We start from the raw sequence: 17,730 nt of genomic DNA on the forward strand, positions 1-17,730 counted from the left end.
GGCAGATGGCAGTCATCTTGACGTCATCTGCACGAGGCAGGATTAGCCTTCATTTTCATGGCCTTACAGGAGTGGTCGAAATGGGTGGCATCGGAATCTGGCAACTGGTGATCGTACTGCTGATCGTGTTCCTGCTGTTCGGCACCAAGCGCCTCAAAGGCCTGGGTAGCGATGTCGGCGAGGCGATCCAGGGCTTTCGCAAATCCATGGGTGGCGACACCGACAACAGCGCCTCCCAGGTGCAGCAACAGCCGCCCGTGAGCCATCAGGCGGCCCAGCAGCCCCAATCGGATCGCCAGGCCTGATGTTCGAGATAGGCTTCAGCGAACTGCTGCTGGTGGGCGTCGTCGCCCTGCTGGTGCTTGGCCCGGAACGCCTGCCGGTGGCAGCGCGGACCCTGGGCCGGGTGCTGGGCCAGGCACGCCGGGCGATGCAGGGGCTGCGTGCGCAGATGGAGCAGCAGATCGACTTGCCGCAACTCGACAGCGCGCCCTTGCAACGCCTGGAGCAGGAGATCCGCCAAGGCATCAGCCTCAAGCCCGAAGCGGCGCTTGAGGCAACCACCGTCGCCCGGGAGAACACCCCATGAGCATTGCCCTGGACCCCGCGGCACGCATGCCGCTGACCGAACACCTGCGCGACCTGCGCCAGCGCCTGGTGCGGTGCCTGCTGTTGCTGGCGCTGGTGTTCGCCGGCCTGTTCCCGTTCGCCCAGCAGCTGTACACGCTGATTTCCGAACCCTTGCGGCGCTTTCTGCCGGAGGGCGCGAGCATGATCGCCACCAGCGTCACCTCGCCGTTCCTCACACCCTTCAAACTGACCGCGATGTGCGCGCTGTTCGTCGCCATGCCGCTGCTGCTGCACCAGGCCTGGGGCTTTCTCGCCCCCGGGCTGTACCGCCGCGAACGGCGCATCGCCCTGGCGCTGCTGGTGTCGAGCATCGTGCTGTTCTATGCCGGCATGGCGTTTGCGTTCTACCTGGTGTTCCCGATGATGTTCGGCTTCTTTGCCAGCGTGACGCCCGACGGGGTGGCGATGATGACCGACATCAGCCAGTACCTGGACTTCATCATGGCGTTGTTCCTGGCGTTCGGCCTGGCTTTCGAGATCCCGGTGGCGACCTTCATCGTGGTCTGGGTGGGGGTGGCCGATGTGGCCACGCTCAGGCGCAGCAGGCCCTACGTGATCGTCGGGTGCTTTGTGGTGGGGATGATCCTGACGCCGCCGGATGTGTTTTCACAGACGATGCTGGCGGTGCCGATGTGGGTGCTGTTCGAGGTGGGGTTGCTGGCGTGTGCCGGGTTGCGGCGGCCTGTGCAGGGGCGGGAAATCGTGGCCGAAGCTTAGGGCCTCTTCGCGGGTAAACCCGCTCCCACAGGGACCGCGGCGCTATCGAGGGCGGTGCAGTACCTGTGGGAGCGGGCTTGCCGATGCGTCGGACCGCCGCGAAGGCCTTCATGCGGTCTAGAACTCGGCGAGCCGCCAGACCTCAAAGGCTGGCGTCTCGTAGGGGTGGCTCTGCTTGAGCGCAGCGACGACCTGGGCAATCAGCTCGTCGGCCACCACCAGTTCCACCTTCCACTCCTCGACCACCTCGACCTGGCCGGTTTGCCCGAGAAACGGCTGGCTGCCGTGCAACGGGCGAAACTGGCCCTGGCCCAGGGTTTGCCAGGCGCAGTGGTCGTAGTCGCCGATACGCCCGCCACCGGCGGCGAACACGGCGGCCTTGACCCCTTCGACATGGCTGGCCGGGACGAAGAAGGCGAGCTTGTACACCGCCTCAGTTCACCCAGACGCGCGCGTTACGGAACATACGCATCAGCGCGGCATCTTCCTGCCACTCGTCCGGGCGCCAGGAGTTCTGCACGGCGCGGAACATACGCTCCGGGTGCGGCATCATGATGGTCACGCGGCCGTCGCGGCTGGTCAGGCCGGTGATGCCACGTGGCGAACCGTTCGGGTTGGCCGGGTAGGCTTCGGTGACCTTGCCGTGGTTGTCGACGTAGCGCAGGGCCACGCAACCGGACACGTCGGCTTCCAGCAGTGCCTCTTCGCTGGCGAATTCGGCATGGCCTTCGCCGTGGGCGATGGCGATCGGCATGCGCGAACCAGCCATGCCCTGCAGGAAGATCGAGTTGGACTTCTGCACCTCGACCATGGCCACGCGCGCCTCGAACTGCTCCGAGCGGTTGCGCACGAAGTGCGGCCAGTACTCGGTGCCCGGGATCAGCTCGTGCAGGTTGGACATCATCTGGCAACCGTTGCACACGCCCAGGGCGAAGCTGTCGGTGCGCTCGAAGAAGGCCTGGAAGGCATCGCGGGCGCGGCTGTTGAACAGCGCCGACTTGGCCCAGCCCTCGCCGGCGCCGAGCACGTCACCGTAGGAGAAGCCACCGCAGGCGACCAGGCCCTTGAAGGCTTCGAAGTCGACGCGGCCGGCGAGGATGTCGCTCATGTGCACGTCGATGGCAGCGAAGCCTGCACGGTCGAAGGCGGCTGCCATCTCGACCTGGCCGTTGACGCCCTGCTCGCGCAGGATCGCCACTTGCGGGCGCACGCCCTTCTTGATGTACGGCGCGGCGATGTCGTCGTTGACGTCATAGCCCAGCTTGACCGACAGGCCCGGGTTGTCTTCCTCGAGCAGCAGGTCGAATTCCTGGTCGGCGCAGTCGGCGTTGTCGCGCAGGCGCTGGACCTGGTAGCTGGTCTCGGCCCACTGGCGCTGCAGCATGCGACGGTCATCGTCGAACAGCACTTCGCCATTGAGGCTGATGGACACTTCGCCGTTGTTGATCGGCTTGCCGATCACCGCGACGCAGTCTTCCAGGCCAGCGGCGCTGAACTGGGCCAGCACGTCCGGGGTGGCGTCCTGACGCACCTGGATGACCGCGCCCAGCTCTTCGTTGAAGAGGATCGCCGGCACTTCGGCCTTGCTGTCGGTCAGCGGGTCGAGGTGCAGGTCGAGGCCGCAATGGCCGGCGAAGGCCATTTCCACCACGGTGGTCAGCAGGCCGCCGTCGGAACGGTCGTGGTAGGCCAGCAGGTGGCCGTCGGCGTTCAGGCCCTGGATCACGGCGAAGAACGCCTTGAGGTCCTCGGCATCGTCGACGTCCGGAGCCTGGGCGGCGATCTTGCCGTAGGTCTGGGCCAGGATCGAGGCGCCCATGCGGTTCTTGCCGCGGCCCAGGTCGATCAGGATCAGGTCGGTCTCGCCCTTGTCCATGCGCAGTTGCGGGGTCAGGGTCTGGCGAATGTCGGTGACCGGGGCGAAGCCGGTGATGATCAGCGACATCGGCGAGGTGACGCTCTTCTCGGCGCCCTCTTCGCTCCACTGGGTCTTCATCGACATCGAGTCTTTGCCGACCGGAATGGTGATGCCCAGCTCAGGGCACAGCTCCATGCCGACCGCCTTGACGGTGTCGTACAGGCGCGCGTCTTCACCCGGGTGACCGGCGGCGGACATCCAGTTGGCCGACAGCTTGATGTCGGACAGCTTGTCGATGCGCGAGGCGGCCAGGTTGGTGATGGTTTCGCCGATCGCCATGCGCCCGGAGGCCGGGGCGTCCAGCAGGGCCAGCGGGGTACGCTCGCCCATGGCCATGGCTTCACCGGTGTAGACGTCGAAGCTGGTGGCGGTGACGGCGCAGTCGGCCACCGGTACCTGCCACGGGCCGACCATCTGGTCGCGGGCGACCAGGCCGGTGATGGTGCGGTCGCCGATGGTGATCAGGAAGCTCTTGCTGGCCACGGCCGGGTGGTTCAGCACGCGCTGCACGGCGGCGTCCAGGTCCAGCCCGCTTGGGTCGAAGTCATCGCCCAGCTCGGCTTCGCGGGTGACCGAGCGGTGCATGCGTGGCGGCTTGCCCAGCAGCACGTCGAGCGGCATGTCCACCGGGGTGTTGCCGAAGTGGCTGTCGCTGACGGTCAGGTGCGGCTCTTCGGTCGCTTCGCCGACCACGGCGAACGGGCAACGCTCGCGTTCGCAGATGGCCTGGAAGCGCTCGAAGTCGTTGGCGCTGACGGCCAGCACGTAACGCTCCTGGGATTCGTTGCTCCAGATTTCGTGCGGGGCCATGCCCGGCTCGTCGTTGGGCACGTTGCGCAGTTCGAAGCGGCCGCCACGGCCGCCGTCGTTGACCAGCTCCGGGAAGGCGTTGGAGATGCCGCCGGCACCGACGTCGTGGATGAAGGCGATCGGGTTGGCGTCGCCCAGCTGCCAGCAACGGTCGATGACCTCCTGGCAACGGCGCTCCATCTCGGGGTTCTCGCGCTGTACCGAGGCGAAGTCGAGGTCGGCCGAGCTGGCACCGGTGGCCACCGACGAAGCGGCGCCGCCGCCCAGGCCGATCAGCATGGCCGGGCCGCCGAGCACGATCAGCTTGGCGCCGACGGTGATCTCGCCCTTCTGCACGTGGTCTTCACGGATGTTGCCCATGCCGCCGGCGAGCATGATCGGCTTGTGGTAGCCGCGCACTTCTTCGCCGTGCGGGGTGTTGATGCTTTGCTCGAAGGTACGGAAGTAGCCGGTCAGGGCCGGGCGACCGAACTCGTTGTTGAACGCAGCGCCGCCCAATGGGCCTTCGATCATGATGTCGAGGGCGTCGACGATGCGCTCGGGCTTGCCGTAGGCCTGTTCCCACGGCTGTTCGAAGCCCGGGATGCGCAGGTTGGAGACGGTGAAGCCGGTCAGGCCGGCTTTTGGCTTGGCACCACGGCCGGTGGCACCTTCGTCGCGGATCTCGCCGCCGGAGCCGGTGGAGGCGCCGGAGAACGGGGCGATGGCGGTAGGGTGGTTGTGCGTCTCGACCTTCATCAGGATGTGCACCGGCTCCTGCACCGCGCCGTACTGGCGGGTTTCAGGGTTCGGGAAGAAGCGGCCGGCGACGCTGCCGACGATCACCGAGGCGTTGTCCTTGTAGGCCGACAGCACGCCTTCGCTGTGCATCTGGTAGGTGTTCTTGATCATGCCGAACAGGCTCTTTTCCTGAGCCTGGCCGTCGATGTCCCAACTGGCGTTGAAGATCTTGTGGCGGCAGTGCTCGGAGTTGGCCTGGGCGAACATCATCAGTTCGATGTCGTTCGGGTTGCGCTTGAGCCCCTGGAAGGCATTGACCAGGTAGTCGATCTCGTCTTCGGCCAGGGCCAGGCCCAGGTCGAGGTTGGCCTGGGCCAGGGCGGCGCGGCCACCTGCGAGGATGTCGACCGAGGTCATCGGCTTGGGCTGGGCGTGGCTGAACAGGTCGCTCGCCTGCTCCAGCTGGGCCAGCACGCGCTGGGTCATGCGGTCGTGCAGTTCGGCGGCGACGAGTTGCGCATCGGCGTCGCTGAGGCTGCCGGCAACGTAGTAGGCGATACCGCGCTCAAGGCGCTTGATCGACTCCAGGCCGCAGTTGTGGGCGATGTCGCTGGCCTTGCTGGCCCAGGGCGAGATGGTGCCCAGGCGCGGCACGACCAGGAACAGGCGGCCGGTCGGCTCCTGCACCGGCACGCTCGGGCCGTACTTGAGCAGACGGCCCAGCACCTGCTGCTGGTCGGCGGTCAGCTCGCCGTCAACGTCGGCGAAGTGGGCAAATTCGGCATACAAACCAGTAACAGCGGGGACTTTCTGGCTCAGTTGCTCGAGTAATTTACCGTGGCGAAAGGCAGAAAGGGCAGGAGCGCCGCGCAGGATCAACATCGTCGGGACAGCCTCAGGAAGGGGTGTGCTTAGAGGCCGTGCATTCTAGCCTAATTCGATGGCTTTCGGCACCCGCTCTACGCCAAGCCTGCCGGGCGGCCGAACCGGACTTCAGGGTCAAAAAAAACCAGGGGTTTCCCCCTCCTGCCAGGCCGGCCTGCACGGCCACCTGGCCCGTGTAGACGACGCCCATACAAAGCCTGCTATCAGACAACCCACCTATTGTCGAGATATGGTTGGGCCTTTCCTTTGCGTATACTGCAACCTATGTTCGCCCACACTGCTCTGCGCCAGCGTTGCGCCAAATGGCTTGTTGCAACCGGTCTCTTTTTGCTGCTCGGTGCCTGCGTTGAAAAACCCAGCACCCTCGAGCGCGTGAAGGAGGACGGCGTGCTGCGCGTGATTACCCGCAACAGCCCGGCCACCTACTTCCAGGACCGCAACGGCGAAACCGGCTTCGAGTACGAGCTGGTCAAGCATTTCGCCGACGATCTGGGCGTCAAGCTGCAGATCGAGACCGCTGACAACCTCGACGAACTCTACGGTGCCCTGGGCAAGCCGTCCGGCCCGGTGCTGGCGGCCGCAGGCCTGGTCAGCAGCGAGCGGCGCAAGGCCCAGGTCAAGTATTCGCACCCGTACCTGGAAGTGACCCCGCAGGTGATCTACCGCAACGGCCGGCCGCGCCCCACCGACGCCAAGGGGCTGGTCGGCAAGAAGATCATGGTGCTCAAGGGCAGCAGCCACGCCGACCAGCTGGCGGAGCTGAAGAAGCAGTACCCGGGCTTGCAGTATGAAGAGTCCGACGCCGTCGAGGTGGTCGACCTGCTGCGCATGGTCGACGAAGGGCAGATCGACCTGACCCTGGTGGACTCCAACGAACTGGCGATGAACCAGGTGTACTTCCCCAACGTGCGGGTCGCCTTCGACCTGGGCGACACCCGCGACCAGCGCTGGGCGGTGACCGCCGGCGAAGACAACAGCCTGCTCAACGAAATCAACGCCTACCTCGACAAGGCGCAGAAGAACGGCACCCTGCAGCGCCTGAAGGACCGCTACTACGGCCATGTCGACGTGCTCGGCTACGTCGGTGCCTACACCTTCGCCCAGCACCTGCAGCAGCGCCTGCCCAAGTACGAGAAGCACTTCAAGAGCTACGCCAAGGTCGAACAGGTCGACTGGCGCCTGCTGGCGGCGATCGGCTACCAGGAATCCATGTGGCAGCCGGAGGTCACGTCCAAGACCGGCGTGCGCGGCCTGATGATGCTGACCCAGCGCACCGCCCAGGCCATGGGCGTGTCCAATCGCCTGGACCCGAAGCAGAGCATCCAGGGTGGCGCCAAGTACTTCATGAAGATCAAGGAAGAGCTCGACGACAGCATCAAGGAGCCGGACCGCACCTGGTTCGCCCTGGCCGCCTACAACGTCGGCAGCGGCCACCTGGATGACGCCCGCACCCTGGCCAAGCGCGAGAAGCTCAACCCGAACAAGTGGCTGGACGTGAAGAAGATGCTGCCGCGCCTGGCGCAGAAGCAGTGGTACCGGCAGACCAAGTACGGCTATGCCCGTGGCGGCGAACCGGTGCATTTCGTGGCCAACATCCGCCGCTACTACGACATCCTCACCTGGGTGACCCAGCCGCAGCTCGAAGGCCAGATGGCCGAAGGCAACCTGCATACGCCTGGGGTGAACAAGGACAAGCCGGCGGACCAGTCGCCGCCGATGTAAACCCGCACCGGCCCCTGTGGGAGCGGGTTTACCCGCGAAGAGGCCGGTACAGGTTAACCTTTGGCCCGTCGAGCCTTGAAGAAGTCGCTCAGGATCTGCCCGCACTCCTCCGCCAGCACCCCGCCCTCCACCATCACCCGGTGGTTGAGAAAGCCCTGCCCGAAAAACTGCCCCTGGCTCTGCACGATGCCGGCCTTGGGCTCCAGCGCGCCGAACACCACCCGCGCCACCCGCGAATGCACGATCAGCCCCGCGCACATGCTGCAAGGCTCCAGCGTCACGTACAGGGTGCTGCCGGGTAGCCGGTAGTTGCTGGCGGCCTGGGCCGCCGCGCGGATGGCCACCATCTCGGCATGGGCGCTGGGGTCGCTGTCGACGATCGGCCGGTTGAAGCCCTGGCCGAGCACCTGGCCATGCTGCACCAGCACCGCGCCTACCGGCACCTCACCCATGGCCGCGCCCTCGGCGGCCAGGGCCAGGGCCAGGCGCATGAATTCCTGATCGCGGCTGCGATCGATGATCTGCGGGCGCATCAGACCACCGCGATCGCGGCCATCAGGCCGGTTTCCATGTGGTCGATGACGTGGCAGTGGAACATCCAGGTACCGGGGTTATCCGCCACCAGAGCCACCTGGGCGCGCTCGTTCTTGCCCAGCAGGTAGGTGTCGGTGAAGTAAGGCTCGGGAATTTCGCGGCGATTGGAACCGATCACCTTGAAACTCATGCCGTGCAGGTGGATCGGGTGCTGGTACTGGGTCATGTTCTTCAGCTCGAAGATGTAGCTGTTGCCCTTCTTCAGCGTGGCGATCGGCCGGTCGGCGCAGGTCTTGTCGGTGATGTCCCAGGCCTGGCCGTTGATCTGCCACATGCTCGACGGCTTGTCCGGGGTGGCATCGACCGAAACGCTCGCTGCCCATTCGAAATTGAAGTTCAGCTTCTCGGCATTCTCCAGGTCCGGCTCGGCGATCGGGTTGGCCGGCAGGGCCTTTGGCCACTCGCCCGGCGCGTCGGTGCTGGCCACCGAGCGTAGGGTGCCCAGGCGTACGAAGCCGTCGCGCAGGGAAATTTCCTCGCCCGCTTGGGGGATGCGGATGGCCAGGCAGATACGCATGCCTGGGCCGAGCCAGTATTCATCCTCAAGTGGCCGAGGCGTCACCGGGTTGCCGTCGAGGGCGTAGATCTTCGCTTCGCAGTTGCCCTTGAGGTTGAGGCGGTAGGTCCAGGTGTTGTCCAGGTTCAGCAGGCGCACGCGCACCACCTGGCCGGCCGGCAGCTCGGTGACCGATTCGGCCTGGCCGTTGATGGTGATCAAGCGCCCGGCAGTACCGTTGCGCGCGGCCTCACGCGGGATGCTGAAGGGCAGCCAGGCGCCCTGCTCGTCCACGTGCCAGTTCTTCAGGCTCAAGGTGCGCTCGTGGGCGAAACCGGTCGGCTCGCGCTCCTCGACGATCAGCGGGCCGACCAGGCCGCGCCCCAGTTCTTCGGAGCTGTCGACATGGGGGTGGTACCAGTAGCTGCCGGCATCCGGCACGCGGAACTTGTAGTCGAAGTACTCGCCCGGCTTGACCGGCAACTGCGAAACGTAGGGCACGCCGTCCATTTCCAGCGGCAGGCGGATGCCGTGCCAGTGGATGGTGGTTTCCACCGGCAGGTGGTTGATGAAGCGCACCCGCAGCCAGGTGCCCTGGCGCACCCGCAGTTCGGTACCCGGCGCCGAAGAGCCGAAGGCCCAGGCCTCGGTCTTGAAGCCCGGCACCAGCTCGACGTCCAGGGGCGCGGCGATCAGCTCGTAGTCGTGCCCGGCGTTGTCGTCTTCCACCTTGCCCAGCCAATAGCGCGCCGCGCCACCGGCGCCCAGGCCAACCACAACCAGGCCGGTCAAGCCTTTGAGCATTTGTCGACGGGTGAAGGACATCGGTGCGGGTACCTCGTGATCGGCGCAATCAAGCTGCCAGCATGGCTGGCGGTGAAGGGCGAATACGATACACCTGCAAATGGGAAAGATTAAGTGAAGTCTTGTATCGCCCGCTCGGGCCTCTTCGCGGGTAAACCCGCTCCCACAGGGACCGCACGGTTCCTGAGGTCTGCGCAGTGATGGACCGCGGCAGACGACAGATAGCACAAGGGCGCCTTGCGGCGCCCTTGTGACTCAACTCATTCCCACTCGATGGTGGCCGGCGGCTTGCTCGACACGTCGTAGGTGACGCGGGAGATACCCTCGATTTCGTTGATGATACGGCCGCTGACGGTTTCCAGCAGCTCGTACGGCAGGTGCGCCCAGCGCGCGGTCATGAAGTCCACGGTCTCGACGGCACGCAGGGCCACGACCCAGGCGTAGCGGCGGCCGTCGCCGACGACACCGACCGACTTGACCGGCTGGAACACCACGAACGCCTGGCTGGTCTTGTGGTACCAGTCGGCCTTGCGCAGTTCTTCGATGAAGATGTGGTCGGCGCGACGCAGGATGTCGGCGTATTCCTTCTTCACTTCACCAAGGATGCGCACACCCAGGCCCGGGCCCGGGAACGGGTGGCGGTAGACCATGTCGTACGGCAGGCCCAGCTCCAGGCCGATCTTGCGCACTTCGTCCTTGAACAGTTCACGCAGCGGCTCGACCAGCTTGAGGTTCATTTCCTCCGGCAGGCCACCGACGTTGTGGTGCGACTTGATCACGTGGGCCTTGCCGCTCTTGGCGCCGGCCGACTCGATCACGTCCGGGTAGATGGTGCCCTGGGCGAGGAACTGGATGTTCTCCAGCTTGCTGGCTTCGGCATCGAAGATGTCGATGAAGGTGCGGCCGATGATCTTGCGCTTCTTCTCAGGGTCCGCTTCGCCTTCCAGGTTGTCGAGGAACTGCTTCTCGGCATCGGCACGGATCACCTTGACGCCCATGTTCTCCTTGAACATGGCCATTACCTGGTCGCCTTCGTGCAGGCGCAGCAGGCCGTTGTCGACGAATACGCAGGTCAGCTGGTCGCCGATGGCGCGGTGCAGCAGCGCGGCAACCACCGAGCTGTCGACGCCGCCGGAGAGGCCCAGCAGGACGTTGGCCGAGCCCACTTGCGCACGCACCTGGGCGATGGCGTCTTCGACGATGTTGGACGCGGTCCACAGGGCTTCGCAGCCACAGATGTCCTGCACGAAGCGGGACAGGATGCGACCGCCCTGCTTGGTGTGGGTCACTTCCGGGTGGAACTGCACGCCGTAGTAGCCGCGGGCGTCGTCGAACATGCCGGCGATCGGGCAGCTCGGGGTGCTGGCCAGCACGTGGAAGTTGCCCGGCATCTGGGTGACCTTGTCGCCGTGGCTCATCCACACGTCCAGGCCCAGTACGCCGTCGTCGTCGACGTGGTCTTCGATGCCGTCGAGCAGGCGGCTCTTGCCGACCACGTCGACACGGGCATAACCGAACTCACGCAGGTCGGAACCTTCGACCTTGCCGCCCATCTGCTCGGCCATGGTCTGCATGCCGTAGCAGATGCCCAGCACCGGCACGTTCAGGTCGAACACGGCCTGCGGGGCGCGCGGGCTGTTGGCTTCGTGGACCGACTCGGGGCCGCCGGCGAGGATGATGCCGCGCGGGTTGAATTCGCGGATCGCTTCATCGTCCATGTCGAACGGGTGCAGCTCGCAGTACACGCCGATTTCGCGCACGCGGCGGGCGATCAGCTGGGTGTACTGGGAACCGAAATCGAGGATCAGGATACGGTGAGCGTGAATGTCGAGGGCCATGACTCAATCTCGTCAGTGGAAATCGGAAACGACGCGGGGCTGTAATGACAGCCCCGCTTTCTGTTGTAGCTGGGCTTCGCACGAAATGTGCCTGCGCGGCGATCATGCTGCGTTGAAAACAGGCTCGGAATGCTCATTTGCAACCAGCAAACTGCGCTTCCTCGCCTGTTTTCGCCTTGCCTGATCGCCGCTCAGCTACATTTCGTACGAACCCGAGAAGCCTCAGCCTACGCGGTAGTTAGGGGCTTCTTTGGTGATCTGCACGTCATGCACGTGGGACTCGGCCATGCCGGCACCGGTGATGCGCACGAACTCCGGCTTGGTGCGCATCTCTTCGATGGTCGCGCTGCCGGTGTAGCCCATGGACGAACGCAGGCCGCCCATCAGCTGGTGGATGATCGCGGCCAGGGCACCCTTGTACGGCACGCGGCCTTCGATGCCTTCCGGTACCAGCTTCTCGGCACCGGCCGAGGAGTCCTGGAAGTAACGGTCCGACGAGCCTTGCGCCTGTGCCATGGCACCCAGCGAGCCCATGCCGCGGTAGGCCTTGTAGGAACGGCCCTGGAACAGCTCGACTTCACCCGGTGCTTCTTCGGTACCGGCGAACATCGAACCCATCATCACGCAGGAAGCACCGGCGACGATGGCCTTGGACAGGTCACCGGAGAAACGGATGCCGCCGTCGGCGATCAGTGGCACGCCAGTGCCTTCCAGTGCAGCGGCGACGTTGGCGATGGCGCTGATCTGCGGCACGCCGACACCGGCAACGATGCGGGTGGTGCAGATCGAGCCAGGGCCGATACCGACCTTGACCGCGTCGGCGCCGGCTTCAGCCAGGGCCTTGGCGGCGGCGCCGGTGGCGATGTTGCCGCCGATCACCTGCACTTGCGGGTAGGTTTCCTTGACCCAGCGAACGCGGTCGATCACGCCTTTGGAGTGGCCGTGGGCGGTGTCGACCACCACCACGTCAACGCCGGCGGCAACCAGGGCGGCAACGCGCTCGCCGGTGTCCTTGCCGGTGCCGACCGCGGCGCCGACGCGCAGGCGACCCTGGTCGTCCTTGCTGGCCAGCGGGTAGGCCTTGGCTTTTTCGATGTCCTTGACGGTCATCATGCCCTTGAGGGCGAAGTTGCCGTCGACGATCAGGACTTTTTCCAGGCGGTGCTTGTGCAGCAGTTCGCGGACTTCGTTCTTGTCGGCGCCTTCGCGGACGGTGACCAGACGCTCTTTCGGCGTCATCACGTCGCGGACCTTGGCATCCAGACGGGTTTCGAAGCGCACGTCACGGGAGGTGACGATGCCGACCAGGTCACCGTTGGCCAGTACCGGTACGCCCGAGATGTTGTTCAGGCGGGTCAGCTCGAACAGGTCGCGCACGGTGGCGTCGGCCTCGATGGTGATCGGGTCCTTGACCACGCCAGCCTCGAACTTCTTGACCTTGCGCACTTCGCCGGCCTGCTGTTCGATGGTCATGTTCTTGTGGATGATGCCGATACCGCCTTCCTGGGCCATGGCGATGGCCAGGCGCGCTTCGGTCACGGTATCCATGGCGGCTGAAACCAGCGGAATGTTCAGCTCGATGCCACGGGTCAAACGGGTCTTGAGACTGACTTCATTGGGCAGTACCTCGGAATAGCCAGGTACAAGGAGGATATCGTCGAAGGTCAGGGCTTCTTGGCTGATACGCAGCATCGCGGGGGCTCCCGGGCGGGAAAAATGGAAGCGCGCCATTATACTCATGCACGGCGCGCCGCTCAATGCAAAATAAGGGCCTTCGGTCAGCGTGATGGCAGTTTTACCTGCACCACCGCCACTGGCTGGTCGAGCCAGTCGGCGAAGCTGTCGAGAAAGGCCTGGGTAAACCCGGCCTCGCCCCAGTTGTTGAAGATGAACCCAAGGTTGGAAAAGGCACATGGCTGCAGGTAGATGAAGCCATTGATGTCGTCTTCATGGCCGCACAGGGGGCAGGTGAAGTTGTCGCTGACCGCCGGCATCCACTCTTCCAGGCTCTCGAACAGCGGTTCGCCGACCTCGCGCCGGCATTCCGGGCAGCCGGCTTCCTCGAGAAAACCTTCGGTCGGCGTGTAGATGCAACGCTTGAGCATCACCTCCAGGCCATTGACCTGCTCGCCGAACGGCAGCTTCTCGGGATGCAGGGCAACCTTGCGCGCGCCGCTGGCCAAAGCATGGCCCATGCGGTTGCCGGTGCGGCCACAGGTGGTCAGTTGTTCCTCGACGATTTTCTCGCGCACCAGCCAGCGCAGGATGGCCCGCGATCGGGCTTCATGCGAGGGAACGGTGGACAGTTTGGGGACGATGATACTTTGCGTGTTCATGAACGAAACGGGCCTGCGGACTGCGCTGTTCCGGCAATTCTACAGCTCAGCCGCTCAGGTAGCGACCAATCAGCGCCAGGCCGCTGGCCAGTACCAGCCAGGTGACCAGGCGCACGAAGGCCTCGCGGGACAGTTTCAGGGTCAGCCGACGGCCGACCCACAGGCCGACGAGCATCACCGGCAGCAGGCAGGCGGCCAGCAGCAGCAGGCGGGTGTCGGTGTAGACGCCGGCGATCAGGAACAGCGACAGGCGCACCAGGGTGCTGCAGCTGATCAGCGCACTCTGGGTCGCGCGCACCTGCTCTTTCAGCTCCAGGCGGGCACCGAGGTAGATCGCGTAGAGGAAACCGCCGCTGCCGAACAGCGCACCGAACAGCCCGCCCACGGTGCCCATCGGCAACGCCCACATTCCCGAAAGCTTCGCCGGCCGCACCTTCACCGCCAGGCCGTAGACCGCATAGGCCGTGACGAACAGCCCCATCAGCAGCAACAGCAGGTCGGACTTCAGCTGCAACAGGAACACCACCCCCAGCGTGCAGCCCACGGCCATGCAGGGCAGCAACCGCAGCAGCTCGGCACGCACCACATCGCGCCGCGACGGCAGCAGATTGCCGAAGGCGGCGACGAAATCGAGCAGCACCAGCAACGGGATGATCCGCGACAGGGGCATGAAATGGATCAGCACCGGGCCGGCCACCAGGGCAGTGCCGAAACCGGCGATGCCAAACACGACATAGGCGCCAGCGATCGCGAGCAGGATGACGAGCCAGTCGATGGGGGCAAACGACAACATGGCTGGCATCATCCTGAGTTCCGGCAATGGCTCGACGGGCCTGCCGCAGGCAGGCTCAAGCCTTGTAGCGCTGCACCAGTGCGTAGATGATCGCGGCGGTTTCGGCATCGAGCACGCCGCGGTGGTCATCCGCTCGGAAATGCAGCTGGAAAGCCCTGAGCAAGCGCTGGGCGAAGAGCTTGTCGGGCGCCGGGGGAACACTGTAGCCATAGGTGCGCAGTTTGTCGAAGACCTCGCTCGGTGGCGGCAGGCCATCGCTGAATCGCGCCTGGAGCTGCGCCTTGAGCGCAGGGTCATACCAGGCGCCGATGCCAGCCTGGTGCAGGGCGTGCCAAGGAAACGCCGCACCGGGATCGCTCTTGCGCCCGATGGAAATATCGCTGTGGCCCAGTACATGGGGCGGGGTGATGGCCGGATAGCGCTCGAGGATGCCCTGGCACACCTGGATCAATGCCTCGATCTGCGATGGCGGGTAGGCCGGGAAGTTGAACTGGCCGTTGCTGATCGAAGCCTCGTTGACCAGTTCGATACCGATCGCCGAGTGGTTCAGGCCGTTGTGCCCGGCCCAGTGGCTGACACCCGCGTGCCACGCCCGTTCGTGCTCGTCGACAAGGTTGAAGATCCGCACCTTGTCGAAGCCGGCGCGCCGGTAACTCGGGTCATCGGGGGTCGGCAACAGGTAATGGGCGCTGACCTCGCCGCCCTTGACCAGCGAATTGACCGCCCCGTTGAAATTGACCACGGTGTAGTGCAGCACGAGAAAGCGTATCTCCTGCTTGCGTCGATCAAACGCCCTGGAGCGGTATGTCGTGGCATCGATGTCGTACATAGGAACCTCCCATGCGTGATTGATGCTCACACGCTAGGCGCCTGTCCCTGGCCCGATAAGTCCTCGGGTTCGATGCATCCGGTAGGAGCTTTCATGCAGCTTTTGTCCGACTGCACGGCAGCGGTGCATCGGCTCGCCATGTCCTTTATGATGCCCGGCATGATCAGAGACCCTTTCGAACGACTCGGCCTGGACCGCGAGGTCCTCACCGTCAGCCAGCTCAACGGCCGCGCCCGGGTGCTGCTGGAAGACGTGTTCCGCAGCGTCTGGGTGGAAGGCGAGATATCCAACCTCGCCCGCCCGGCCTCCGGCCACATGTACTTCACCCTCAAGGACAGCGGTGCCCAGGTGCGCTGCGCGCTGTTCCGGCAGAACGCCACCCGGGTTCGCCAGGCCCTGCGCGACGGCCTGGCGGTGCGGGTGCGCGGCAAGGTCTCGCTGTTCGAGGGGCGTGGCGACTACCAGCTGATCCTCGACAGCGTCGAGCCGGCCGGTGACGGCGCCCTGCGCCTGGCCTTCGAAGCGCTGAAGGAAAAGCTCGGCGCCGAAGGGCTGTTCAGCGCCGAACGCAAGAAGCCGCTGCCGGCCCACCCGCGGCGCATCGGCATCATCACCTCGCCCACCGGCGCGGTGATCCGCGACATCATCAGCGTGTTCGGCCGCCGCGCGCCGCAGGTCGAGCTGAACCTGATTCCCACTGCCGTGCAGGGCCGCGAGGCGATCAAGCAGATCGTCCACGCCCTCCAGCAGGCTGACAGGCAGGGCTTCGACGCGCTGATCCTGGCCCGCGGCGGTGGCTCTCTGGAAGACCTCTGGTGCTTCAACGAAGAAGCCGTGGCGCGCGCCGTGGCTGCCTGCGTGACGCCGATCGTCAGCGCCGTGGGCCATGAAACCGACGTATCGATCAGCGATTTCGTCGCCGACGTGCGTGCACCCACGCCATCGGCCGCCGCCGAACTGCTGGCCCCCGACAACAGCGGCCTGCAGCAGCGCCTCGACGGCCTGCAACGGCGCCTGCTGCTGCGCATGCAGAACCGCCTGAGCCATGACCGCCTGCGCCTGGACTCGCTGGCCCGGCGCCTGCGCCACCCCGGTGAGCGGCTGCGCCAGCAGGCCCAGCGCCTGGACGACCTGGACATGCGCCTGCGCCGCGCCTTCGCGCTCAGCCTCAACCAGCGTCGCGAGCGCCTGGCACGCCTGGACACGCGCCTGGCCGCGCAGCACCCGGGGCGCAGCCTGAAGCTACTGGGCCAGCGCCTGGACAGCCTCGCCGAGCGCCTGCCACGGGCCATCCGCGAGGTGCTCAAGGACCGCCGTCAGCGCTTCCAGGCCCAACTGCAGACGCTGCAGGCGGTCAGCCCGCTGGCGACCCTGGCGCGCGGCTACAGCATCCTCCTCGACGAGCATGGCCAGGCCATCCGCAGCGCCGAGCAGACCCGCAACGGCCAGCGCCTGACCGCGCGCCTGAACGAAGGCGAGCTGCAGGTCCGCGTCGAAGACAACCACCTGACCCCGGTCACCCTCTCGCTACTGGACTGACACATGCCCCGCCTGTTCGCGCCCCTGCTCGCCCTTTCCCTGATGCTGCTGGCCGGCGGCGCCCAGGCCAGCTACATCACCCGTACGCTGAACAAACCGGTGCCCGGCGGCGTCGCCGTGGTCGACCTGGGGCCCTCGGCCGCAGCGCCAAGCGCACGCTTCGACGGCAAGCCGGTGCTGGTGGTCAAGGAGCAGGACAACTGGCTGGCCATCGTCGGCATCCCACTGACCCAGAAGCCCGGCAGCGCGATGCTGACCCAGGGCGGTCGCAACCTGCCCTTCACGGTCGGCAGCAAGAAGTACCCCGAACAGCACATCACCCTGAAGAACACCCGCCAGGTCAACCCGAACCCCGCCGACCTCAAGCGCATCGACCGCGAGCTGGCCGAGCAGATCAAGGCCTACCGCAGCTTCAGCCCCGGCCTGCCGAGCAACCTGGTACTGGACAAGCCGGTAAACGGGCCGCTGTCGAGCAAGTTCGGCGTGCGTCGCTTCTTCAATGGCGAAGAGCGCAACCCCCATGCCGGGCTGGACTTCGCCGTGCCCGCCGGCACGCCGATCAAGACCCCGGCCAACGGCAAGGTGATTCTGCTCGGCGACTACTTCTTCAATGGCCGCACGGTGTTCGTCGACCATGGACAGGGCTTCATCAGCATGTTCTGCCACATGTCGAAGATCGACGTGCAGGTGGGCCAGCAGCTGCGTCGCGGCGACGTGGTCGGGCGCGTGGGCTCGACCGGACGGGCCACCGGGCCGCACATGCACTGGAATGTCAGCCTGAACGATGCACGGGTGGACCCGGCGATCTTCATTGGCGCATTCCAGCCCTGAGACCGCGTCGCCTGCTTCGCGGGTGAACCCGCTCCCACAGGTACTTCACCGGCTTCAATGGCTGTGTTTTTCCTATGGGAGCGGGTTTACCCGCGAAGAGGCCGGCACATGGAAACACCGCTTCCCCTGTGTTGCGCCATCGAAAAATACCGCGCAACAATTCAAAACCCCAAAACAAAAATCAGCGATAAAATCTCGCCATCCCACTTTTTTTAAGCATTCCTCTCAATTTTTTTCCAACGCTTGCCATCCCTCAACCCACTGGTTA

The 17,730-nt window shown here is 65.4% G+C and carries 15 protein-coding genes; 6 read left to right on the forward strand and 9 right to left on the reverse strand.

The window, feature by feature from the left end:
* Window positions 1-80 precede the first annotated feature (80 nt).
* The 3 genes from tatA to tatC are packed head-to-tail and all read left to right on the forward strand — an operon-like array spanning window position 81 to window position 1,347.
* Entirely contained in the window at window positions 81-305 is a 225-nt protein-coding gene (gene tatA, locus ACIP21_RS17150) for a twin-arginine translocase TatA/TatE family subunit (RefSeq protein ID WP_400689750.1), read from the forward strand.
* Window positions 305-589, forward strand: a complete 285-nt coding sequence (gene tatB / locus ACIP21_RS17155; RefSeq protein WP_400689751.1) for a Sec-independent protein translocase protein TatB — start codon at window positions 305-307, stop codon at window positions 587-589. The genes tatA and tatB overlap by 1 nt, the downstream gene beginning before the upstream one ends.
* Window positions 586-1,347: a twin-arginine translocase subunit TatC gene (gene tatC, locus ACIP21_RS17160; protein WP_400689754.1), complete on the forward strand. Its 762-nt coding sequence runs from the start codon at window positions 586-588 to the stop codon at window positions 1,345-1,347. The genes tatB and tatC overlap by 4 nt, the downstream gene beginning before the upstream one ends.
* 117 nt (window positions 1,348-1,464) lie before the next feature.
* Here tatC and ACIP21_RS17165 read toward each other — a convergent pair whose 3' ends face one another.
* Both ACIP21_RS17165 and purL read right to left on the reverse strand, forming a co-directional pair.
* On the reverse strand, window positions 1,465-1,776 hold the full coding sequence (locus ACIP21_RS17165) for an NGG1p interacting factor NIF3 (protein ID WP_400689757.1): 312 nt from the start codon (window positions 1,774-1,776) through the stop codon (window positions 1,465-1,467).
* A 4-nt stretch (window positions 1,777-1,780) separates the two neighbouring features.
* A complete protein-coding gene (gene purL, locus ACIP21_RS17170; RefSeq protein ID WP_400689759.1) occupies window positions 1,781-5,677 on the reverse strand; it encodes a phosphoribosylformylglycinamidine synthase in 3,897 nt (1,298 codons plus the stop codon).
* A gap of 267 nt (window positions 5,678-5,944) precedes the next feature.
* Between purL and mltF the strand changes: the two genes are divergently transcribed.
* A complete protein-coding gene (gene mltF / locus ACIP21_RS17175) occupies window positions 5,945-7,402 on the forward strand; it encodes a membrane-bound lytic murein transglycosylase MltF (RefSeq protein WP_400689762.1) in 1,458 nt (485 codons plus the stop codon).
* 53 nt (window positions 7,403-7,455) lie between these two features.
* Here mltF and tadA read toward each other — a convergent pair whose 3' ends face one another.
* From tadA to ACIP21_RS17210, 7 genes are all read right to left on the reverse strand, one after another.
* A complete protein-coding gene (tadA, locus tag ACIP21_RS17180) occupies window positions 7,456-7,935 on the reverse strand; it encodes a tRNA adenosine(34) deaminase TadA (protein WP_400689765.1) in 480 nt (159 codons plus the stop codon).
* On the reverse strand, window positions 7,935-9,317 hold the full coding sequence (locus tag ACIP21_RS17185) for a multicopper oxidase family protein (protein WP_400689767.1): 1,383 nt from the start codon (window positions 9,315-9,317) through the stop codon (window positions 7,935-7,937). Before ACIP21_RS17185 ends, tadA begins: the two co-directional genes overlap by 1 nt.
* 239 nt (window positions 9,318-9,556) lie before the next feature.
* On the reverse strand, window positions 9,557-11,134 hold the full coding sequence (gene guaA / locus ACIP21_RS17190; RefSeq protein WP_400689770.1) for a glutamine-hydrolyzing GMP synthase: 1,578 nt from the start codon (window positions 11,132-11,134) through the stop codon (window positions 9,557-9,559).
* A gap of 222 nt (window positions 11,135-11,356) precedes the next feature.
* Window positions 11,357-12,826, reverse strand: a complete 1,470-nt coding sequence (gene guaB, locus ACIP21_RS17195) for an IMP dehydrogenase (protein WP_400689772.1) — start codon at window positions 12,824-12,826, stop codon at window positions 11,357-11,359.
* An 86-nt stretch (window positions 12,827-12,912) separates the two neighbouring features.
* Entirely contained in the window at window positions 12,913-13,470 is a 558-nt protein-coding gene (locus ACIP21_RS17200; RefSeq protein WP_400689775.1) for a sugar ABC transporter ATPase, read from the reverse strand.
* A 46-nt stretch (window positions 13,471-13,516) separates the two neighbouring features.
* Complete coding sequence (locus ACIP21_RS17205; RefSeq protein ID WP_400690225.1) at window positions 13,517-14,272, reverse strand: sulfite exporter TauE/SafE family protein; 756 nt, start codon at window positions 14,270-14,272, stop codon at window positions 13,517-13,519.
* Window positions 14,273-14,318: 46 nt separating this feature from the next.
* Window positions 14,319-15,092 carry an N-acetylmuramoyl-L-alanine amidase gene (locus tag ACIP21_RS17210; RefSeq protein WP_400689777.1) on the reverse strand — a complete coding sequence of 258 codons (774 nt, stop codon included), beginning with the start codon at window positions 15,090-15,092 and terminating at the stop codon, window positions 14,319-14,321.
* A 159-nt stretch (window positions 15,093-15,251) separates the two neighbouring features.
* Here ACIP21_RS17210 and xseA point away from each other — a divergent pair, with 159 nt between their 5' ends.
* Both xseA and ACIP21_RS17220 read left to right on the forward strand, forming a co-directional pair.
* Entirely contained in the window at window positions 15,252-16,631 is a 1,380-nt protein-coding gene (gene xseA, locus ACIP21_RS17215; RefSeq protein ID WP_400689780.1) for an exodeoxyribonuclease VII large subunit, read from the forward strand.
* Window positions 16,632-16,634: 3 nt separating this feature from the next.
* Window positions 16,635-17,462, forward strand: a complete 828-nt coding sequence (locus ACIP21_RS17220; RefSeq protein ID WP_400689783.1) for a peptidoglycan DD-metalloendopeptidase family protein — start codon at window positions 16,635-16,637, stop codon at window positions 17,460-17,462.
* Window positions 17,463-17,730: the final 268 nt, after the last annotated feature.

The sequence above is a fragment of the Pseudomonas sp. NPDC089401 genome, assembly GCF_044749485.1.
GTDB lineage: Bacteria > Pseudomonadota > Gammaproteobacteria > Pseudomonadales > Pseudomonadaceae > Aquipseudomonas.

Coding starts and splice junctions, on each gene's coding strand:
- ACIP21_RS17220 (WP_400689783.1), top strand. CDS start 16,635: ATGCCCCGCCTGTTCGCGCCCCTGCTCGCCCTTTCCCTGATGCTGCTG.
- tadA (WP_400689765.1), bottom strand. CDS start 7,935: ATGCGCCCGCAGATCATCGATCGCAGCCGCGATCAGGAATTCATGCGC.
- guaA (WP_400689770.1), bottom strand. CDS start 11,134: ATGGCCCTCGACATTCACGCTCACCGTATCCTGATCCTCGATTTCGGT.
- tatC (WP_400689754.1), top strand. CDS start 586: ATGAGCATTGCCCTGGACCCCGCGGCACGCATGCCGCTGACCGAACAC.
- guaB (WP_400689772.1), bottom strand. CDS start 12,826: ATGCTGCGTATCAGCCAAGAAGCCCTGACCTTCGACGATATCCTCCTT.
- ACIP21_RS17185 (WP_400689767.1), bottom strand. CDS start 9,317: ATGTCCTTCACCCGTCGACAAATGCTCAAAGGCTTGACCGGCCTGGTT.
- ACIP21_RS17200 (WP_400689775.1), bottom strand. CDS start 13,470: ATGAACACGCAAAGTATCATCGTCCCCAAACTGTCCACCGTTCCCTCG.
- xseA (WP_400689780.1), top strand. CDS start 15,252: ATGATCAGAGACCCTTTCGAACGACTCGGCCTGGACCGCGAGGTCCTC.
- purL (WP_400689759.1), bottom strand. CDS start 5,677: ATGTTGATCCTGCGCGGCGCTCCTGCCCTTTCTGCCTTTCGCCACGGT.
- mltF (WP_400689762.1), top strand. CDS start 5,945: ATGTTCGCCCACACTGCTCTGCGCCAGCGTTGCGCCAAATGGCTTGTT.
- ACIP21_RS17210 (WP_400689777.1), bottom strand. CDS start 15,092: ATGTACGACATCGATGCCACGACATACCGCTCCAGGGCGTTTGATCGA.
- ACIP21_RS17205 (WP_400690225.1), bottom strand. CDS start 14,272: ATGCCAGCCATGTTGTCGTTTGCCCCCATCGACTGGCTCGTCATCCTG.
- tatA (WP_400689750.1), top strand. CDS start 81: ATGGGTGGCATCGGAATCTGGCAACTGGTGATCGTACTGCTGATCGTG.
- tatB (WP_400689751.1), top strand. CDS start 305: ATGTTCGAGATAGGCTTCAGCGAACTGCTGCTGGTGGGCGTCGTCGCC.